Here is a 17,937-nt window from a genome sequence, read left to right on the forward strand (position 1 = left end):
ATGAAAAAACTAATATTCTCGGTGATGGCTGTCGCAAGCCTTAGTGCCTGCACCAATTTCGGAGGCGAAAAAAAACTACCCATCCTTGGCAGAAGGGAAGTGACGACGGTAGAAATTGATGGCGTAACAACAGCCGACACTATCTACCACACCATTGCCGACTTCAGGTTTCTTGATCAGGACAGCACCTGGGTCACCAACGAAACGTACGATGGCAAAATCTATGTGGCTGACTTCTTCTTTACAAGCTGCCCTACCATTTGCCCCATCATGAAAACGCAAATGATCCGTATCTACGAAGCATTTGAGGGCAGCCCTGAAGTAGGTCTACTAAGCTACTCCATTGATCCAGAACATGACACCGTCGCCGTATTGCACGATTTTGCAGAACGGCTGGGCGTAAAAAGTGACCGTTGGCACTTCGTAACTGGCGACAAAGATGCTATTTACGACCTGGGTGAGACGAGCTACATGGTTGTAGCGGGTGAGGATCCCGATGCTCCTGGTGGTTACATTCATAGCGGCGCCTTTCTTTTAGTGGACAAAGACCGCCGAATCAGGGGTGTTTACGATGGCACGGTAGAGGAAGCGGTAAATGAACTGATGGAAGACATGAAAATTTTACTTAAAGAATACAACAAAGAAAAATCATGAGTAGAAAGAGAATTTTAGCATTGGCACTGGTTTCGTTCATGGCTGCCAGCATGTCAATGACAAGCTGTTCTTCAGGCGACAAAAAGCAAGAAGCCAAATCGGACGATATCTACGACGGGCTCGATGAGAGAACGAGCATCAGACTACGCCAGTACATGAGCGAGGGGGCACAACTATATAAGCAAAACTGCTCTGCTTGCCATCAAACTGAAGGCCAGGGACTTGCTGCCCTCATCCCACCCTTGGCTGGCTCCGACTTTTTGATGGCAGATTCCAAAAAAGCCGCCTGCATCATTAAAAATGGCCAAAGCGGTAAAATCACGGTAAACGGAGTTGAATACGACGGAGTCATGCCCATGCTCAATTTGAAAGACCTGGAGATAGCAGAAATACTCACCTACATTTCCAATTCGTGGGGCAACAAAAAAGGGTTGATTGATGTGAATGACGTGGCTGAGTTTTTAAAAGATTGCGACACAAAATGACAGAAGAGGCTGCCGATGGCGGCGGCCTTTCTTTTCAAACTTTTTGTTGTTGATTGGCACAACAGCCGATTGCCCTCACTGCAAGTCTCACGGCGAAGATTGGCTACTCCGATCTACTGTAGCGCATTCCCCTCTTCCAGCGACTTCAGCATTTCGTCTTTTACCTTGTCGATTTTTTCCTTTTGATCCTTCAGGTAAACCAAGACTTCAGCTATTGGCGCTTCATTGTCAGGCATTTCAAACTGCCTCATCCATTCCATCATGACTTCATTGGCGTCTTCAATTCTTTTAGCTGTCTGTCTCAAAGTGTTTATTTCGGCCGAAAAGTCCTGATCAGTTAAAGCACCCAGCGAGTCAGCCTTTGCTTGTAGTGCTTTCGCCGTCTTTCTCAGCTCTCCCATCTTAGGCATTACCTCATCATGCGCTGCCATTACTTCAGCCATCAAAGCATCCTTCTGCTCTTTTTGTTCATTGGAGCACGCAGTGGCAGTTGCCACGAGGAAAAGAAGAAATACTACCTTTTTCATTTTCATAACTTCTGGTTTTTAGCTTTCCTGCCTGCCTCGATTCAATTCGCCGGCCCTACCATCACAGCATCCTTCAGAATATACATTAGCTGGTTGTAATCGGTTTCATTTAGCTCAAGTTTGCCTCTCACCTTTATCCCGTTGGCAGTGTACTTAATTGGCTCCTTAAGATAAATTTCAATCACCGATTCAGGCCCCCCGCTACCGCAGAAAAAGCACGCCGCAACGGGCAACGACGACAGAATGATATGATCCGGCTTAAACATCCCATCAAAAGGGATGATATAACCTGGAAGCTCAATTTCCTTACCGGCAAGTTTTTGAATCTCATCACCAAACACCGGAATGCTCAGCTCTCCATATTCGTCTTTACCTACCTTGTAAGTTACCTTAGCCAGGGTAGCCCAGTTGGCTGTAGCCAGCGATTTATTGTTGTCCTGCGCATGCGACAAATACGACATGCCAACGATAAGAAAAGCCACTGCGATGAATATTCTCTTCATAATTTATGCTCCTTTTGCAAGTACTTCAGAAATGTCAGTCTTGTAGGCATTGATAGCCGGAATAAGCGAAGCTATCACTCCCAGAAGTAAACTTATATATAATATGTAAAGTTCGGAAGGCAAAAATACAAAGCCGGTGATGCCAGTAGACGACCCTTTAAAAATGAATTGGGCAAGAACCTCGACGACCCCATGGCCAAGTAGAAAACCAAACCCAGCTCCCAGCAGCGTAATGATGATGCCCTCCATAACGATGTGGATGAATAGCCGGAGCCTGGACGCCCCCAACGACCGCATAATGGCCAGATCATACTGCCTTTCTTTCAGCGAATTGTACAGTGCAATAAAAATGCTTAGTCCCGCCATCACAATGATCAGGTAGGCAAAGCCTTGCACCACATCAACGCCAATGCCTATCAGGGAGAAAAGCCTGGCCGTTTCAAAAGCGGGTGAAGCAGCCTGCATGCTGCTTTGCGTATTAACCATCCGAGGAAGCTGAACAGCTGCCATCGGGCCCCGATACTGCACCAGCAATGAAGTCACTTCTTTTTCTTCGAGCTGCTCTGCCGTAACTGTTATTCCCAAAACCTCAATCGCCACCGTATCCAACAAACTCTCATGCCCGTTCTCTGCTTCATCATGACCATGCATCAGCCATACACTTGGAATACTTGTTAAAATCAAGTTATCAACCACTTTGCCGGTAGGCTGTAGCACGCCCACCACCTTGTAGGCATGATCCTCATGCGCCTCTCCCCCAGCAGCCATGCCATGCTCTCCAAAAAAAGTGTCGCCAACGGCCAGGCTCAACGTTTGTGCCGCAGCTGCCCCGAGTGTTACCTCGTAGTCATCCTCCCACAGGGTTCCTTGATCAAGCATCAAACCATACAAATCAGCAAATCCCCTGGTCGACCCTACAATTCTTAAAGATTTGTAGCTGTCCCCCAGCGCTAGTGGAATCACGGTTTTTACCAGCCTGTTCCTGGCAAGTTTTGCTGCTTCATTGAGAGGTATGTTCCCCGTTGGGTAGTCAATATGGTAGATGCTCCCGAGTATTATTTGAAGAGGGCTGCCTTTGGCCCCTACCACAAGATCTATTCCGCTGGCATTTTCCGAAAGCTTCTCCTGCACCTGCTGACTTACAAGGAGCAAAACGACAATAATGCCTATTCCAAACGACAGCAATAGCACGTTGAGCGCCGTACTCAGCGGCTTGCCTTTTATGTACTTCCAGCTTAAAACAAAAAGGTTCATATCTCTATTTAAAGCTTGAGTTGGTGATGGAATCGACTCTTCACCCTTTGATCATGCGTGGCGATAACAAGAGTTGCGTTATACATGTTTGCCTGGTCTTCAAGGATGCTCAAGACCTTTTCGCTGTTGTCGTCATCCAAACTGGCAGTCGGCTCATCCGCCAGAATCACTTTTGGCTTATTAAGCACAGCCCTTGCTATAGCTATTCGCTGGGCTTCGCCCTGACTTAGCTCATAAACCCTCGCACTTCTTCTATCAGACAGATTAAGTACTTCAAGCACATCCCGTATCCTTTTTTTATCCTGCGGGAGCTCTGCCATATACTGAGCGAGCAACAAATTGTCTTCAACTGTAAGCACACTCAGCAAATGTGGCTTTTGAAAAACAAGTCCAATATTCTTGCCCCGAAATATGTCCATTCTATGTCCCCGGAGGTCGGAAAGCACCTGATCTGCTACTTTCACAATACCGGCTGTTGGCGTTCGAAGCCCGGCCAGCAAATGAAGTAAGGTCGTTTTGCCACACCCGGAACCGCCCAGAATCAGGCTATGCTTGCCCTGCTCGACTTCCCAATCAGGAAATATCAGATCCTTGGCTGGCCCATAGGTGTAAATAACGCTTTGTACGCTTATCATAAAACTAAGTCGGGTCAAAAATAGGGGTTAATATGTTAGCCTGAAACGATGCTTTACGAAGTTCACAGAGAATGTGCTGAGTGGTAGTGTGAGTAGTTTTTAGCGCTAAAATGAAGTTTTCACCTTTTTCGCAGCAAAAAGAATCCTTTATCCTTTTTTCAAAAAAGTGCCCTTTTATACTCAAGACACATCTTTCAACGAGAAAAGCTGAATTTCCAAATCCTTGTCATCCATGTAAGTAATCACAATACTATCACAGTTCCAGACCACCAACTCGCCGTACCTTTGAATCAGAAAAAATTAAAGAAATGACATCAACGAATTTTAGTCAGGTACTTCAGCTTGGAGAAGGTGATGAAGCTTTCATTAACACTTTTATTGAGCAAAGCACCGGGGAATTGGCAAACTATTTGTCTTGTATCAAAGAAGGGATCGAAACTAAAAATTTGTATTGGTTAAACTTCATCAAGCACAAATCAAAAACACTACTTGAGCTTTTGAGTGATGAAATGACTTCGAAGAAAATATCGACGATATCTGAGCTTGCTAGCCAGGGTCAGTGGGAACTGGACCATCAACTTGAGTCCCTGGAAAAAGAAATTTACCAGCTAATAGAAAATATAAAAACGCAACTACAAACACAGGAGGTATAAAATGACAATCTTACTCGCATTTATAGGAATGACCCTTCCAATGGTCGGCTTTTTTCTCAATGATTTTTTGACTGAAAGAAAATCAGTTCATTAATCGCTTTATTTGACGTGCGTGGTGGTCAAAATGACTGACCATAAACTTGATCGTCTGCTGCATATTGAGCCGCCCAATAATGGGATGCTTGAAAAACTGCCAGCGAAGCTGATGTTCTTCGAGGCGATCAATAAGTTGCAGGAAGCCCTCATCGGATCGATCCCAATCTGCTTTGATTTCTTCCAGTATTAACTTTTCAGGAAACACATCTAGCCCTTTCGGGGCTTTGAACTTTAAGGGTGACCTCAACGTAATTTCGAGCAACGCCAACTTTGCGCCAGAAAGAAAAGATGCGTTTGGAAGCCCATCTGGCGAAAACGATAACTTTTTGTCGATGTAGCGCAGCGTTCCCGCCTCAGATGCCTTCACATGATAAAGAATTTGCAGAACGCTCCATTTGCCATCAGCAGGTGATCTGTTCAACAAGGCGGCATCTACCGACGTAACCATTTTAAATAGCTCCCTCCTTTTCTCCCGCAACCCCTCAAATTGCTTCATTAGCTTTTCTTTGTTCATAAAAAACTGATTATCATACACTACTAATGTCGGCTTAGTCCACTTTTGACACAATTTAAGTATGGAAGCCAAAAGACTGCATTCGTATAAGTTTTGAGTAACCGTAAAAAAAAACGGGTCATTTATTCATAATACACTAAATTTGGGCAAATTTTATCTAAATCACCTGCATAGTTATTATCAACAAAAAAATTACCCGGCATTGAAAGCCTTCTATGCATATACTTGATATAGTCGCAATTTTTGTCTGCCTGGCAGGCATCTTTATATACGTAAACACATACTTCATCAAATTGCCCTCTTCCATTGGGCTGATGTTAATGGCGCTTTGCCTGTCCTTTTGCATTTTAGTGGCTGGCTGGCTGTTCCCCGATTTCATCATAGGCACCGAGCGTGTCATGGAAAACTACGACTATTCCGATGTACTCTATCAGGTAGTGCTCATCTTCATGCTTTTCGCAGGAGCGCTCCAAATCGATTTCAAGAAACTTGCGCAGGAGAAATGGCCTGTGTTGATATTAGCCACGGCCAGTATTTTCATTTCCACGGTCATTGTCGGTATTGGCATTTTTTACATTCTTAAGCTTTCCGGCATCCATCTTGACCTGATTTATTGCCTGGTCTTTGGCGCCCTGATTTCGCCCACCGATCCCATCGCTCTCACATCGACCATCAAGAAGTATAACCTATCCAAAAGACTGTCCATTCAAGTATCCGGAGAGTCTCTTTTCAATGACGGTGTGGCTGTGGTGCTGGCACTTACATTGCTCGACCTGGCTCATACCGGAGAAGACCACAGAATCAGCTTCTGGGATGTCGGCTTTATATTTTCCCTCGATGTTGGGGGTGGAATCATACTTGGGCTTATCCTTGGTTTTGTAGGCTACCGGCTTCTCAAATACATCGACAACGATCAATCGGAACTGGAGATTCTGGTTACGCTGGCCCTGGTGCTAACAGGAGCACAAATTGCAACAATACTCCACATCTCCGCCAAGCAGGCTGCGGTGGTGGCCGGACTGATTATTGGAAATGAGGGCCGTGGAAACTATATCACCAGTGTCACTAGTGACTACGTGTTTAAGTTTTGGAGTTTGATGGAAGAGTCTCTAAATGCGATGCTTTTTGTGTTGATCGGGCTCGAAATGTTAGTCATTACCATCCGCCTCGACTATTTCGCAGCAGGCTTTTTTGCTTTTACATTGATTTTGGTAGCCCGATTTATCAGTGTAGGAATTCCTATAAAGCTCATGTCCATTTTCGACCAGCACCACTTCGAAAAACATTCGGTGACAGTCATGACGTGGGGTGGGCTCCGGGGGGGCATACCTATTGCACTGTCGCTATCTCTCCCTGAATTTGAAGGAAAAGACATCATTGTCACAATGACTTATACGGTGGTTGTGCTATCTATCCTGTTTCAGGGGCTCACCGTACGCAAACTGCTGGAGTATTCGTTCGGAGTGAAGCTAGAAAAGCCGGTGAATGTCGGACATCACTAAGCAGAGGTCTTTTCCTTTTTTAAAGGTTTTTCGGCCTCAGCAGCAGCTGCCCTATTTGCTTCAGAAAGTAACTCTTCATCTTCATTTTCTGACAGATAGTCGTTAATTTTCTTCCTGATATCCTGCGGTGCCAGGTTGTAAAACACTCGTCCGTTCCTCACCACCGAAAGCTGCCCTGTTTCCTCTGAAACCACCAGAATCAACGTGTCTGTTTGCTCCGACATCCCTATTGCCGCCCGATGCCTCAGCCCAAACTGAGCTGGCAAATTATCTCTTTCTGTTACAGGCAAAATACACCTTGCAGCCACTATCTTCCCTTCGTAAACGATTACGGCGCCATCATGCAATGGGCTATATTTGTTGAATATGGAGAGAAGCAGCCTTTTGGAGAGTATGGCATCCATTCTGTCGCCAGATTCTGCGTAAAACTTGAGCTCCGTGTTCTTAGAAACCACCATAAGAGCCCCGGTGTTTGATCCGCCCAGGCTCTTCATCCCCTCCACTAAGGGAGTCACATCAAATTTATTGCTGGCAGACGAGCTGCGCCAAAAGACACCAAACGATTTGAAAAAACTTTCCTTGTCAAATGCGGTGGTTCGCCCGATAATGAGCAAGAACTTCCTGATTTCCTGCTGAAACAATATAATGACGGCCAGCACACCCACTCCCATGAACTGACCAAGAATGATCGACAATAGCTCCATCTCAGCGGCCCTTACCACCAGGTAAACCAGGTAGAGAAACAAGAAGCCTAGAAACACCCGGATGGCCACACTTCCTCTCATGAGCTTGTACACATGGTACAGGAGCACGCTCACAAGGCCTATGTCGATGACATCAACCCATCCAATTTCTAAAAATCCAATTTTGAACGCTAGTATCAAGTATATACCCTCCTGTATAATTCTATGGCCTCAATAGCCTCTTTTGTGTCGTGTACTCTCAGAATACTCGCTCCATTCTCTAACGCAATCATATGCAAAGCTGTTGTGCCATTCAGCGCTTCCTCGGCATTTATTTCAAGTGTTTTATAAATCATCGACTTCCTCGACAATCCCACCATAACCGGAGCACCCAATGTATTGAGAAACGACATCTTACCAAGCAGCTCAAACCCCAGCGAAGACCCTTTCGCAAACCCAAAACCAGGGTCGATAATAATGTCTTTCACTCCATTCGAACGCAAATAGTTAAGCTTGCTACTAAAGTAGTCACAAACTTCCTGTAAAACATCCTCATAATCCGACATCTGCTTCATCGTCTGGGGTGTACCCCTCATGTGCATAAGAATGTAAGGAACATTCCTCTCAGCCACCAATGAAAACATTTCAGCATCCAGTACTCCTCCTGAAATATCGTTAATCATTTGAGCACCAGCATCAAGAGCTTCTCTGGCAACTTCTGCTCTAAAGGTGTCAATTGACAGAATAGCTCGAGGAAACTGTCGGAGAACCGTAGTGACTGCATGCCCAACCCGCCGTCGCTCCTCTTCTTCATTAATATGATCAGCATCTGGCCGGGACGAATAACCTCCTATGTCAAGAAAAGTGGCCCCAGCGGTTAAATGCCTCTCGGCAAGGGCTAGTATATCACTGTCGGTCTTCAATCGCCCTCCATCATAAAACGAGTCGGGAGTGAAATTAACAATGCCCATCACGCATGGATATTCCAGTGATATGATTTGTCCCCGAACTTCGATACTCCTTTTAGCATCAAAGGGTTTATGAATTGAAAGCAATTTCGTTATTTTTAGCGCCCTGTTGAGAAAATTAAGATATACTCCTTTGGAAGAAAAAACTGTTGGCGAATATACTCAAGTAATAAAGGCTTGTAAAGAATTATTTGAAAAGAAGACCCGTGATTATGGCACCGCCTGGCGCATTTTGCGGCTTTCCTCCCTCACCGATCAGATATTCATCAAAGCGCAAAGAATCCGCTCTATTCAGGAAAAGGGGACGCAGAAGGTGGAAGATAACATCAGTGGAGAGTTTATTGGTATCATCAACTATTGCATCATTGCCATGATTCAAATGGAGCTGGCTGAAAACCCAGCGATGGAACTGCCGTATGAAGTGTTGGAACCACACTATGATAAAATTGCCCGGGAGACAATGGAACTGCTCCTCAATAAAAATCATGACTATGGTGAGGCGTGGCGGGAAATGAGGGTAAGCTCGATGACCGACATTATTTTAATGAAGCTTTTAAGAGTAAAGCAAATAGAAGACAACAAAGGAAAAACATTGGTGTCGGAGGGCATAAAAGCCAACTATCAGGACATGATCAATTACGCAGTGTTTTGTTTGATAAAACTAAACTATCTCAGCAAATGAAGTGGCTATTACAAATATCAAGATTTTTCGTCGGTGGTCTCTTTATTTTTTCTGGTGCCATCAAAATCAACGACCCTGTAGGCACTGCCATCAAACTTGAGGAGTACTTCGAGGTTTTCGCCTCCGACATTGCATCATTTTTCGAAATCTTCGTTCCGCTGGCCTTACCATTGGCAGTGTTTCTTTGCGTGCTGGAGGTAGTACTTGGAATCGCCGTTCTCCTTAACTACAGGGTAAAAATCACTTACTGGCTGCTGCTCATCATCATTGTATTCTTTACCTTTCTCACCTTCTACTCAGCTTACTTTGACAAAGTCACTGACTGTGGCTGTTTTGGCGACGCTATCAAGCTTACTCCTTGGGAGTCATTCATTAAGGATATCATACTCACCGTTTTTATAGCCTTCCTGTTCCTCAAAAGAAATGTGGTGGCCAGCAAGTCTCGAGAAAGCCTTACAAAAGATATTATCATTGGAGGCGCAACAGCTTTATCGCTTTTCATCGGCATATACGCCATACGTCACCTTCCTTTCATCGACTTCAGAACATACAAAGTAGGCAACAACCTGCCTGAGCTTATGGAGCCCTCCGGCGAGTTAAAGTATGAGTACGTGATGGAGAAGGATGGCAAAGAGCACCGGATGGAACAGTACCCCACCGACAAGTCGTATACCTTTAAGGAAATGGTCATCCTTAATCCTGAAGTGCAACCGAAAATCACGGATTATGCGGTGTGGAACGATGACGGTGACTTTACCCAGGAAACATTCACCGGAAATAAGCTATTTGTGATCTCCTACAGTGTGGAAAAGGTCAACAAAGAACACTTTTCTGAAATCAACACACTTATCAGTCAGCTTAGTGGACAAGCAGACACCTGGGCACTGACAGCGTCAGATCCCACAAGCTTCGAAGCCTTTAGGCACGAAGTGCAACTGGCAGTTCCTTACTACTATTCCGACGCCACAGTTCTAAAAACCATCATTAGGTCTAATCCGGGGCTTCTACTAGTGAAAGATGGCGTGGTGAAGGGCAAGTGGCATTTCAACGACGTCCCAACGGCATACGAAGTGCAAAGTCTTCTTCGCTAAATGTTGGCTGGCGGAAAACCGATTTTCTTAATTGGCCTGCCGGGGTCTGGGAAAACCACTGTCGGAAAACTTTTGAGCACTCAACTCGGCATTCCATTCATCGACCTTGATGACATAATAGTGCAAAAGGAGGGCAGGGCCATCAGCGAAGTGTTTGAAAAAGAAGGCGAAGACTATTTCAGAAAAGTGGAGGCTGCTTGCCTTGCCACTCTTATTGAATCAAAGGATATCAAGGTAGTAGCCACTGGTGGAGGCACTCCCTGTTTTTTCGATAATCTCGAAAAAATGAAAAGACATGGAATCACTTGCTATCTGGAAACACCCTGGAATGAACTCGCAGCCAGGGTAGCTCCAGAAGAAAGCACAAGGCCTTTGTTCAAAGGATTGGCAGGGTCTGAAATAGAAAACCAGCTCCAGGAGCGCTTTTCATGGCGACTTCCGTTCTATCAAAAAGCCCAAATCATCATCTCAACCGAGAACAAATTAGCGTCAGACGTAGCAAAAGAGCTCTTAGCCCGGCTTTAGAATGTAAAACCAAAGGTAATCAGACCTGAGGTCGTTCTGTTTTTGATGCTAACCTCCGGGCTTACATTGTTAGTCAATATGTATGGTGAGTAATTCTGATTCGAAAAAGTATTGATAATGCCAAGGTCAACGTAGAAGTTACTTAATCTGATACCAGCGCCAGCCGTAACTGACTGTTTGTTCCCGGTAGAAGAATCAGAACTGACGTAAGGGTTGCCATAAAGCACATAACCGGCTCTCAGCCTGAATATATCCAACCTTGCTTCAGCCCCAATCCGATAGTTTAAAGTCGGCTTGTACAAATTTTCGATCGTTCTGTTATCTGCGTTAGCTGAAAAATCGGTTGATCTCAACCTTGCAGTAGAATAGTTTACCAACTCCACATCAGCAGAAACAAACCCATTCTTTCCAGCAAATACTGACACTCCCGCCGATAGTCGACCTGGCGTAGTCATTTGATAGCTCGACTCGAGAAGGTCTCCATCGGAGGTCAAAACATTCAGAACGGTATCTTCCGGCTCATAATAGAAATTGTTGTAGTTGGTAGTGAGAGAGTATGTACTCACTTCGTTCAAATCGTAGATCGTCGGTGTAGTATACGAAACCCCAACCCTAACTAAATCTAACGGGCGGTAGATGAAACCAAAAGTCGCATTCACACCGGTTCCCGTTATCTCAAGGCTTTCGTCAGCCGAAATGCTGTTGATGGTCGGGTCATCCGCATCATTAGCGAAGTCGTAAAAGCTATTCTCTGTATAACGTTTAGTATTCTTATACCTTAACCCCACAATCCCTAGACCAGCTCCAAAGTAAAATTTGTCGTCGTAGTTACCACCGTAAGAAAAGCTCCACTGGCTTTGGCCACCTACAGTTTTAACCGTTTCGCTCTGACGAGGATATCCCAGCACAAACGAATCATAAGTTCCGTCCTGATCTGCCACAGGGTTGATCAGATAATTGTAGTAAGCAAGGCTTAGCAACCCTCTGTTGTCGATGCTGTTTACAGGTATTCCGTTCGATTGCTCCAGAAAGTAGTCAATTATCGAGCTATTGTCGTTGTAGCCCTCATATGTGAATTCATTATAAAAATCATTCACCCGCTGATAGTTAATAGCAAACGTTCCTCCCTTGAATTTATCCTGAACAACATCCCCTTTCGAGAAATTAAAGGCCACACCTAGCGTACTCAAATTAAATTTATTGAGGTAGCCGCTATTTTTTTCGTCAGCAAACGTGGCATCCGAAGTATTAAAATTTAATGAGGGTGTAACAGCAAACACAGACCTGTTAAAATACCCAAGACCAGCCGGGTTACTTGCGGCAGTGGTAATGTCTCCCCCAAGCGATGTGTTGGCTCCCCCCAATCCCTGCATCCTGGCCGAACCGGTTGTCGATGAAATACTGCTGAACCTTAACGCATCGGTGTAATAACCAAACGACCCACTTTCAACCTGCGCACTTAGTTTTCCAACAGAGCATACCATTAGCATGCCTACGACGGTAAGCTTAGTCAACTTCTTCATTTTAGTCTGGTATTTATGAATAAAACTTAATTACCACGGCCACTTCTTGATCCTCCCGAAGAGGATCCTGATGACCTGCTTCCTCCGGAGCTGCTTCCGGAAGATCGGCTAGGTGCCGAAAATCCACCGCTGCTACCAGAACTTCTGCTAGGAGCAGAAAAGGTGTTAGACCCACCACTACTTCTGCTGGGAGCCGGAGCAGACCAGCCAGAGTTGCTTCTGCTACCACTACTCGACCCACTGCTTCTATTATAAGAGGGGCTTGAATAAGAATTATTGTTTCGCCCACTATTAGAAGGTGCAGAATATGATGGACTGGAATAGCCGCTGCTATTGGACCTTGTTCTGTACGAATTGTTGTTAGGAATTACCTGCCTGTTCATCTGCCCAGATGACGATCTGGAGTTACTAGGCGCCACTCCCCTGAATTCGTTGGTCGAACTATTGTTCGTCCTTCCAGAAGATGTCGGGTTCAAACTTCTTGAGCTATTGGAGTTAGTAGTCGTTCCTGTAGTGGAAGAACCTCTGCCAGTATTGGCATTCTCAGAAGTCCTGCCGACCGCCGTATATGAGTTCCTTGATCTTACACCCGACTCATAGGCGTTTCTGCCTGAGTTTCTATCGGTCACAGCAGAAGTATTTCTGTCGCTGGTACCTACTCCTGAACTGTAACCAGCCCTGGATCTCTGAAAATACTCGTTTTGAGTACCCGAGTAGTCTCTTGAGCTTGTCGAACTCGAAACAGTTCTTCCTTTCGATGATGTAGAACCGCTTCTGTCGGTCGACCCAGTCACATTCTGCACATTGGCATTTCTGTATCTGCTAGACCCGGCCGTGTTTGCATAACTGCCACCACCAACGGCACTTCTATTCACTCTCCCACCCCTCACTACATTTTTCGCATATACGCCTTTGCCGCCGCCTGAATAGTAGCCATCGTAGAACCCATGATAGTAGCCGTTTCCATATCCGAAGTAACTATAAGGTCTGTTCCAACCCCAGCCACCGTACCTACCCCAGCCGCCACCGTAATAGCCTCCCCATGTATATCCCCATGGGTCATAAAATCCACCAGGGTAGCCAAAACCATACCCCATTCCACCCCAGCCCCAGTTATAGCCTATTGAAAAGCCGATATAGGGATTCCAGTAAGGACTATTCCATGCGCTGAAGTAATAATTATTGTATGGCATCCAGGAATTCCAATTGTTACCGTAACCACCCGTGTAGATATTAACTGTGCTGGCTCCCGATGTAGTATAGCCATTAGAGTTATAACCATCCACATAGTAGTCTTCGCTGCTATAGTTCTGATTCTCCTGATTGTCGAGCGCAGCCTGCTCATCAAGCTGAGCCTGCACATTTTCCTGCGAAGCACTCTTATACTTAGCTATATACTCAGGATTGACTGTCTTTGCGGAATAAGTTGGGTTGTACGTATTGTTGCTGTACGACTCATAAGTTGCCTGAGACTCAGTCACAGGTTGCCCTTCCTCGTTGGTAGCATATTTGATTTTAACCCTGTCATTTTTCGAAAAGTAGAGATCGTCCACTTCCTTGGATGACTGAGACATTGCCGCAAAAGGCACCAATGCAATCAATGCCCCTAAGCTTAGAGCTGTCTTTAACGCTGCGAACTTCGTGTACCTTTTCATAGCTTTATATTTTTTGACTCCCTATAATTTAATGACAACAAAACAACGTAAAGAGTTTCCCTTCCCGTTTCCTTTCATTCACGTATATTTGCCGTCAATGGTATTTACAATTTAAGCAATATCTGTACCAAAAATTAATTTTTCGATGAGTAAAGGATTACCTAAAAGGAGCGAGGACTATTCACTGTGGTATAACGAACTGGTAAAAAGGGCCGATTTGGCCGAAAATTCACCTGTTCGGGGATGTATGGTAATTAAACCCTATGGCTACGCTATCTGGGAAAAAATGCAGCAGGAGCTTGATCGCATGTTCAAGGAAACGGGCCATTCCAATGCCTACTTCCCACTTTTCATACCAAAATCCTATTTAAGTAAAGAGGCTGCACACGTAGAAGGGTTCGCAAAAGAGTGCGCCGTGGTTACTCATTACCGACTTAAGAACGATGAAAACGGGGGCGGTATTATTGTAGACCCAGAGGCTAAGTTGGAAGAAGAATTAATTGTGAGGCCGACATCCGAAACAGTTATATGGAGCACGTACAAAAATTGGATTCAATCATACAGAGATCTTCCTTTACTCATTAATCAATGGGCTAATGTGGTTCGCTGGGAAATGCGCACAAGGCTATTTCTTCGCACAGCCGAATTTCTCTGGCAAGAAGGCCACACTGCCCACTCTACCAAAACCGAAGCCGTAGAAGAAACAGTGCGAATGCTCGATGTCTATGCAGAGTTTGCTGAAACCTTCATGGCACTGCCTGTAATAAAGGGTGTGAAGACCGAAAACGAAAGATTTGCCGGAGCAGAAGACACCTATTGCATTGAAGCGCTCATGCAAGACGGAAAAGCGCTTCAGGCAGGCACTTCTCATTTTCTTGGGCAGAACTTTGCCAAAGCATTCGATGTCAAGTTTCAGTCGAAGGAAGGTGGCCTTGAGTATGTCTGGGGTACCAGTTGGGGCGTAAGCACCAGGTTAATGGGAGCTCTCATCATGGCTCACTCCGACGACAACGGCTTGGTACTTCCTCCGAATCTTGCTCCAAACAAAGTCGTTATCGTCCCTATTTACCGATCAGATGACGAGAAGGAACAGATCAATGAGGTAACTAAGGAAATGATCAGCAAACTTCGCAAAGCGGGTATTTCCGTAAAATATGATGATCGAGATACACATAAGCCGGGATGGAAATTTGCTGAGTACGAGCTAAAAGGCGTACCAGTTCGCATCGCTATCGGCCCCAAAGACCTTGAAAGCGGAACTGTTGAGGTAGCAAGAAGGGACACCCTGGAGAAGTCGATCATTCCGTTAAATGAGGAATTTACGACGACGATAAATCAGCTACTTGAAGACATGCAGGCTAATATCTATAAGAAGGCACATGACTTCAGAGCCGGAATGATTACGAAAGTAGAATCCTACGAGGAGTTTAAAAGCGTGCTCGACGAAAAGGGTGGATTTGTACTAGCGCACTGGGATGGCACTCCCGAGACCGAAGAAAAAGTGAAGGACGAAACAAAAGCCACTATTAGATGTATTCCTCTTGATGGAGAAGAAGAAGCCGGTAAATGCATGGTAACAGGTAAGCCGTCTAAGCAAAGAGTAATTTTCGCCAGAGCTTACTAAGCGAACATTTCTCAAGGTAAGCTCGAAGTTAATTTCTAAATTTCAGGAACTTAAACAATTATGGCAGAGTGGTTCATTGTTATCGGGCTTTTGGTTTTCGGGCTGGCACTCATTGTCATCGAGGTGGTGTTTATTCCTGGAACCACTGTCGTTGGAATACTTGGGTGTATATTTGGTATTGCCGCTCTCTATCTCAGTTTCGAGTATTTCGGAAATACCATTGGCGCAATTACCTCCATCATTTCACTGATTGCCGGGATATCGGTGGTAGTTATTAGCTTAAAGAGCGGTGTTTGGGAGAAATTTTCCCTCAAATCGACCATGGAAGGAAAGGTAAACGGAGAAATCGTAGTCACAGCAAAGGTTGGAGATATTGGCAAAGCCATTTCAACTTTAAAGCCAATTGGCAATGGACTCTTTGATGAGAAAATATTGGAAGTTCGAAGCAGTGGCGACTATATACAAGCCGATGCCAAAATACAGATTTCGAAAATTGTCGATAGTAAAATATTCGTTGAATCAATCTTAAATTAATCAATAATGGGTAATCTTTCTTTTCTATTTTTAGTTTTCGCCGCCATTATAGGATTCTTCATTTTCCTATACTTTGTGCCTGTGAACCTTTGGATCACAGCAATCTTTTCCGGCGTAAAGGTTGGGCTACTTGAACTTGTTTTTATGCGCATCAGAAAGGTGCCTCCAAGTGTTGTGGTAAACTCATTAATTACGGCCACAAAAGCGGGTATCGCTATTACTGATGAACACACTGGAGAAAAGCGCCAATTGAAAACCTCAGATCTTGAAACGCACTACCTGGCTGGCGGTAATGTGCCCCAGGTAATCAGGGCACTTATTTCAGCTGACAAGGCTAACATCAACTTGTCATTCAAGCAGGCAACTGCTATTGACCTTGCAGGTAGAGATGTGTTTGAGGCAGTTCAAATCTCGGTTAATCCGAAAGTAATCAACACACCTTCTGTAGCTGCGGTAGCTGCAGACGGCATCCAACTGGTAGCGAAAGCCAGAGTTACCGTCCGTGCCAATATTCAGCAACTTGTTGGTGGCGCTGGTGAAGACACCATTCTTGCGAGGGTTGGGGAAGGCATTGTAACATCAATTGGTTCTGCCGCTACACATAAAGCTGTTTTAGAAAACCCAGATAAAATCTCGAAACTGGTATTGGCCCGTGGCCTTGATGCTGGAACAGCTTTCGAAATTCTTTCCATTGACATTGCCGACGTAGACGTTGGAGCTAACATCGGCGCAAAACTCCAAACTGACCAGGCATCAGCCGACTTGAAAGTGGCTGAAGCTAAGGCTGAAGAGAGAAGAGCCATGGCGGTGGCCCTGGAGCAGGAAATGAAAGCAAAAGCTCAGGAAGCCCGGGCCAAGGTTATCGAAGCTGAAGCTGAAGTACCTAAAGCAATGGCAGAAGCCTTCCGTTCAGGTAACATGGGCATCATGGACTACTACAAAATGCAAAATGTAAAGGCTGATACTGAGATGAGGGAATCTATTTCAGGCTCCGGCTCTTCCAAATCAAAGTCCAAGAATAAGGAATAGGGCCGAACAAGACCCCACTGAAAAGATTAAGAAGCCTCAAAGCTATTTGTATTGAGGCTTCTTTTTGTCCCCAACTGTAGGCTTGCTTCGCCCTTTCCGCATATTACCTTCCCTAAAAGGTTAGGCTGTGCCTTCCAGCGCACTCTGCCCAAGCAGGATTAATAACCTTTCCAGAGAACTAGCCAAAATACGTCAACCAACTAGCTTTCGCTGAACTTACAAGACGCATTGGGGGGGACTCTGGCTTGAAATCTTCAACCCCGTAGCCGAAAACATCTAAATCTGGTACTCAAAACCTCTTTGAGCGATCAAGCACAGTGGTACCAATGTCGCAGCCCGATTTGCCATCACAAACCCTTTCAATACAAAGATCAAAGCCTTTAGAAGTCAGTTTAGGGGCGTGAGAAACGTCAGCTTCTTATACAGACTCCTAAAAATCTATGCTTAGTACAATTGCTCCCCAGATTTTGGATCAAGCAATATTTCCGGGGATTGTTTTTTTTGCAAGAGTATCTTGTCATTACATAAAGAAGCAAAAGGTCCAAGCCTGTCCCGGCCGGGCGAGACGCATTGAACCAGTTTTGCTTCTTTAATGCTTATCGTTCGCCAAATGGTACAACGTGATTTAAGTGTCTTGCTCCCCAGATTTTCCGCTTGATCCCAGATTTTCCGCATGATCCTAAATCATTTTAAACACAAAAAAGCCTCTAAGATTACTCTTAGAGGCTTTGACAACCGTTATAGTTGTTTGATAAAATCAGGCAACGACCTACTCTCCCACCTTGCACAGCAGTACCATC

19 protein-coding genes are annotated in these 17,937 nt (G+C 45.0%); 10 read left to right on the forward strand and 9 right to left on the reverse strand.

The genetic code is table 11. The features are described from left to right. Together RIG68_RS28220 and RIG68_RS28225 are read left to right on the forward strand one after the other, a co-directional pair. On the forward strand, positions 1-654 hold the full coding sequence (locus RIG68_RS28220) for an SCO family protein (protein ID WP_350130313.1): 654 nt from the start codon (positions 1-3) through the stop codon (positions 652-654). Continuing rightward, positions 651-1,139: a c-type cytochrome gene (locus RIG68_RS28225; protein ID WP_350130314.1), complete on the forward strand. Its 489-nt coding sequence runs from the start codon at positions 651-653 to the stop codon at positions 1,137-1,139. Before RIG68_RS28220 ends, RIG68_RS28225 begins: the two co-directional genes overlap by 4 nt. A 113-nt stretch (positions 1,140-1,252) precedes the next feature. Here the strand turns inward: RIG68_RS28225 and RIG68_RS28230 are convergent, their stop codons facing one another. Genes RIG68_RS28230 through RIG68_RS28245 form a run of 4 tightly spaced genes read right to left on the reverse strand, consistent with a single transcriptional unit; the run spans position 1,253 to position 4,058 of the window. Beyond that, positions 1,253-1,666, reverse strand: coding sequence for a hypothetical protein (locus RIG68_RS28230; RefSeq protein WP_350130316.1), 414 nt, complete (start codon positions 1,664-1,666; stop codon positions 1,253-1,255). A gap of 41 nt (positions 1,667-1,707) precedes the next feature. Beyond that, the gene (locus RIG68_RS28235; RefSeq protein ID WP_151999635.1) at positions 1,708-2,169 is read right to left on the reverse strand and encodes a hypothetical protein; all 462 of its coding nucleotides are present in this window, start codon (positions 2,167-2,169) and stop codon (positions 1,708-1,710) included. A gap of 3 nt (positions 2,170-2,172) precedes the next feature. Beyond that, positions 2,173-3,423, reverse strand: coding sequence for an ABC transporter permease (locus RIG68_RS28240; RefSeq protein ID WP_350130318.1), 1,251 nt, complete (start codon positions 3,421-3,423; stop codon positions 2,173-2,175). Between the two features lie 8 nt (positions 3,424-3,431). Further along, positions 3,432-4,058: an ABC transporter ATP-binding protein gene (locus tag RIG68_RS28245; protein ID WP_350130319.1), complete on the reverse strand. Its 627-nt coding sequence runs from the start codon at positions 4,056-4,058 to the stop codon at positions 3,432-3,434. Between the two features lie 308 nt (positions 4,059-4,366). Here RIG68_RS28245 and RIG68_RS28250 point away from each other — a divergent pair, with 308 nt between their 5' ends. Further along, positions 4,367-4,711 carry a hypothetical protein gene (locus RIG68_RS28250; RefSeq protein WP_151999632.1) on the forward strand — a complete coding sequence of 115 codons (345 nt, stop codon included), beginning with the start codon at positions 4,367-4,369 and terminating at the stop codon, positions 4,709-4,711. Positions 4,712-4,793: 82 nt separating this feature from the next. Here the strand turns inward: RIG68_RS28250 and RIG68_RS28255 are convergent, their stop codons facing one another. Beyond that, positions 4,794-5,321, reverse strand: coding sequence for a DinB family protein (locus tag RIG68_RS28255; protein ID WP_350130320.1), 528 nt, complete (start codon positions 5,319-5,321; stop codon positions 4,794-4,796). A 215-nt stretch (positions 5,322-5,536) separates the two neighbouring features. Between RIG68_RS28255 and RIG68_RS28260 the strand changes: the two genes are divergently transcribed. Then, the gene (locus RIG68_RS28260; RefSeq protein WP_350130322.1) at positions 5,537-6,823 is read left to right on the forward strand and encodes a cation:proton antiporter; all 1,287 of its coding nucleotides are present in this window, start codon (positions 5,537-5,539) and stop codon (positions 6,821-6,823) included. On the opposite strand, the gene cdaA is transcribed toward RIG68_RS28260, so the two are convergent. Both cdaA and folP read right to left on the reverse strand, forming a co-directional pair. After that, on the reverse strand, positions 6,820-7,707 hold the full coding sequence (gene cdaA / locus RIG68_RS28265) for a diadenylate cyclase CdaA (protein WP_350130323.1): 888 nt from the start codon (positions 7,705-7,707) through the stop codon (positions 6,820-6,822). The two genes, RIG68_RS28260 and cdaA, sit on opposite strands and share 4 nt — an antisense overlap. Beyond that, positions 7,704-8,561 carry a dihydropteroate synthase gene (gene folP, locus RIG68_RS28270; protein ID WP_350130324.1) on the reverse strand — a complete coding sequence of 286 codons (858 nt, stop codon included), beginning with the start codon at positions 8,559-8,561 and terminating at the stop codon, positions 7,704-7,706. The genes cdaA and folP overlap by 4 nt, the downstream gene beginning before the upstream one ends. A gap of 46 nt (positions 8,562-8,607) precedes the next feature. Between folP and RIG68_RS28275 the strand changes: the two genes are divergently transcribed. Genes RIG68_RS28275 through RIG68_RS28285 form a run of 3 tightly spaced genes read left to right on the forward strand, consistent with a single transcriptional unit; the run spans position 8,608 to position 10,772 of the window. Continuing rightward, positions 8,608-9,156: a DUF1599 domain-containing protein gene (locus RIG68_RS28275; protein WP_350130325.1), complete on the forward strand. Its 549-nt coding sequence runs from the start codon at positions 8,608-8,610 to the stop codon at positions 9,154-9,156. Then, positions 9,153-10,247 carry a BT_3928 family protein gene (locus RIG68_RS28280; protein WP_350130326.1) on the forward strand — a complete coding sequence of 365 codons (1,095 nt, stop codon included), beginning with the start codon at positions 9,153-9,155 and terminating at the stop codon, positions 10,245-10,247. Before RIG68_RS28275 ends, RIG68_RS28280 begins: the two co-directional genes overlap by 4 nt. Further along, on the forward strand, positions 10,248-10,772 hold the full coding sequence (locus RIG68_RS28285) for a shikimate kinase (RefSeq protein ID WP_350130327.1): 525 nt from the start codon (positions 10,248-10,250) through the stop codon (positions 10,770-10,772). Here RIG68_RS28285 and RIG68_RS28290 read toward each other — a convergent pair. Further along, on the reverse strand, positions 10,769-12,295 hold the full coding sequence (locus RIG68_RS28290) for an OmpP1/FadL family transporter (RefSeq protein WP_350130329.1): 1,527 nt from the start codon (positions 12,293-12,295) through the stop codon (positions 10,769-10,771). The two genes, RIG68_RS28285 and RIG68_RS28290, sit on opposite strands and share 4 nt — an antisense overlap. Before the next feature lie 26 nt (positions 12,296-12,321). Further along, a complete protein-coding gene (locus tag RIG68_RS28295) occupies positions 12,322-13,950 on the reverse strand; it encodes a hypothetical protein (RefSeq protein ID WP_350130330.1) in 1,629 nt (542 codons plus the stop codon). 145 nt (positions 13,951-14,095) lie between these two features. Here RIG68_RS28295 and proS point away from each other — a divergent pair, with 145 nt between their 5' ends. The 3 genes from proS to floA are packed head-to-tail and all read left to right on the forward strand — an operon-like array spanning position 14,096 to position 17,137. Further along, positions 14,096-15,574 (forward strand): proline--tRNA ligase, encoded by a 1,479-nt coding sequence (gene proS, locus RIG68_RS28300; RefSeq protein WP_350130332.1) that lies wholly within the window; start codon positions 14,096-14,098, stop codon positions 15,572-15,574. 60 nt (positions 15,575-15,634) lie between these two features. Further along, complete coding sequence (locus tag RIG68_RS28305; RefSeq protein ID WP_350130333.1) at positions 15,635-16,108, forward strand: NfeD family protein; 474 nt, start codon at positions 15,635-15,637, stop codon at positions 16,106-16,108. Positions 16,109-16,114: 6 nt separating this feature from the next. Then, positions 16,115-17,137, forward strand: a complete 1,023-nt coding sequence (gene floA / locus RIG68_RS28310; RefSeq protein ID WP_317489633.1) for a flotillin-like protein FloA — start codon at positions 16,115-16,117, stop codon at positions 17,135-17,137. The last annotated feature ends 800 nt before the right edge of the window (positions 17,138-17,937 follow it).

The sequence above is a fragment of the Imperialibacter sp. genome, assembly GCF_040222385.1.
Taxonomy (GTDB): Bacteria; Bacteroidota; Bacteroidia; order Cytophagales; family Cyclobacteriaceae; genus Imperialibacter.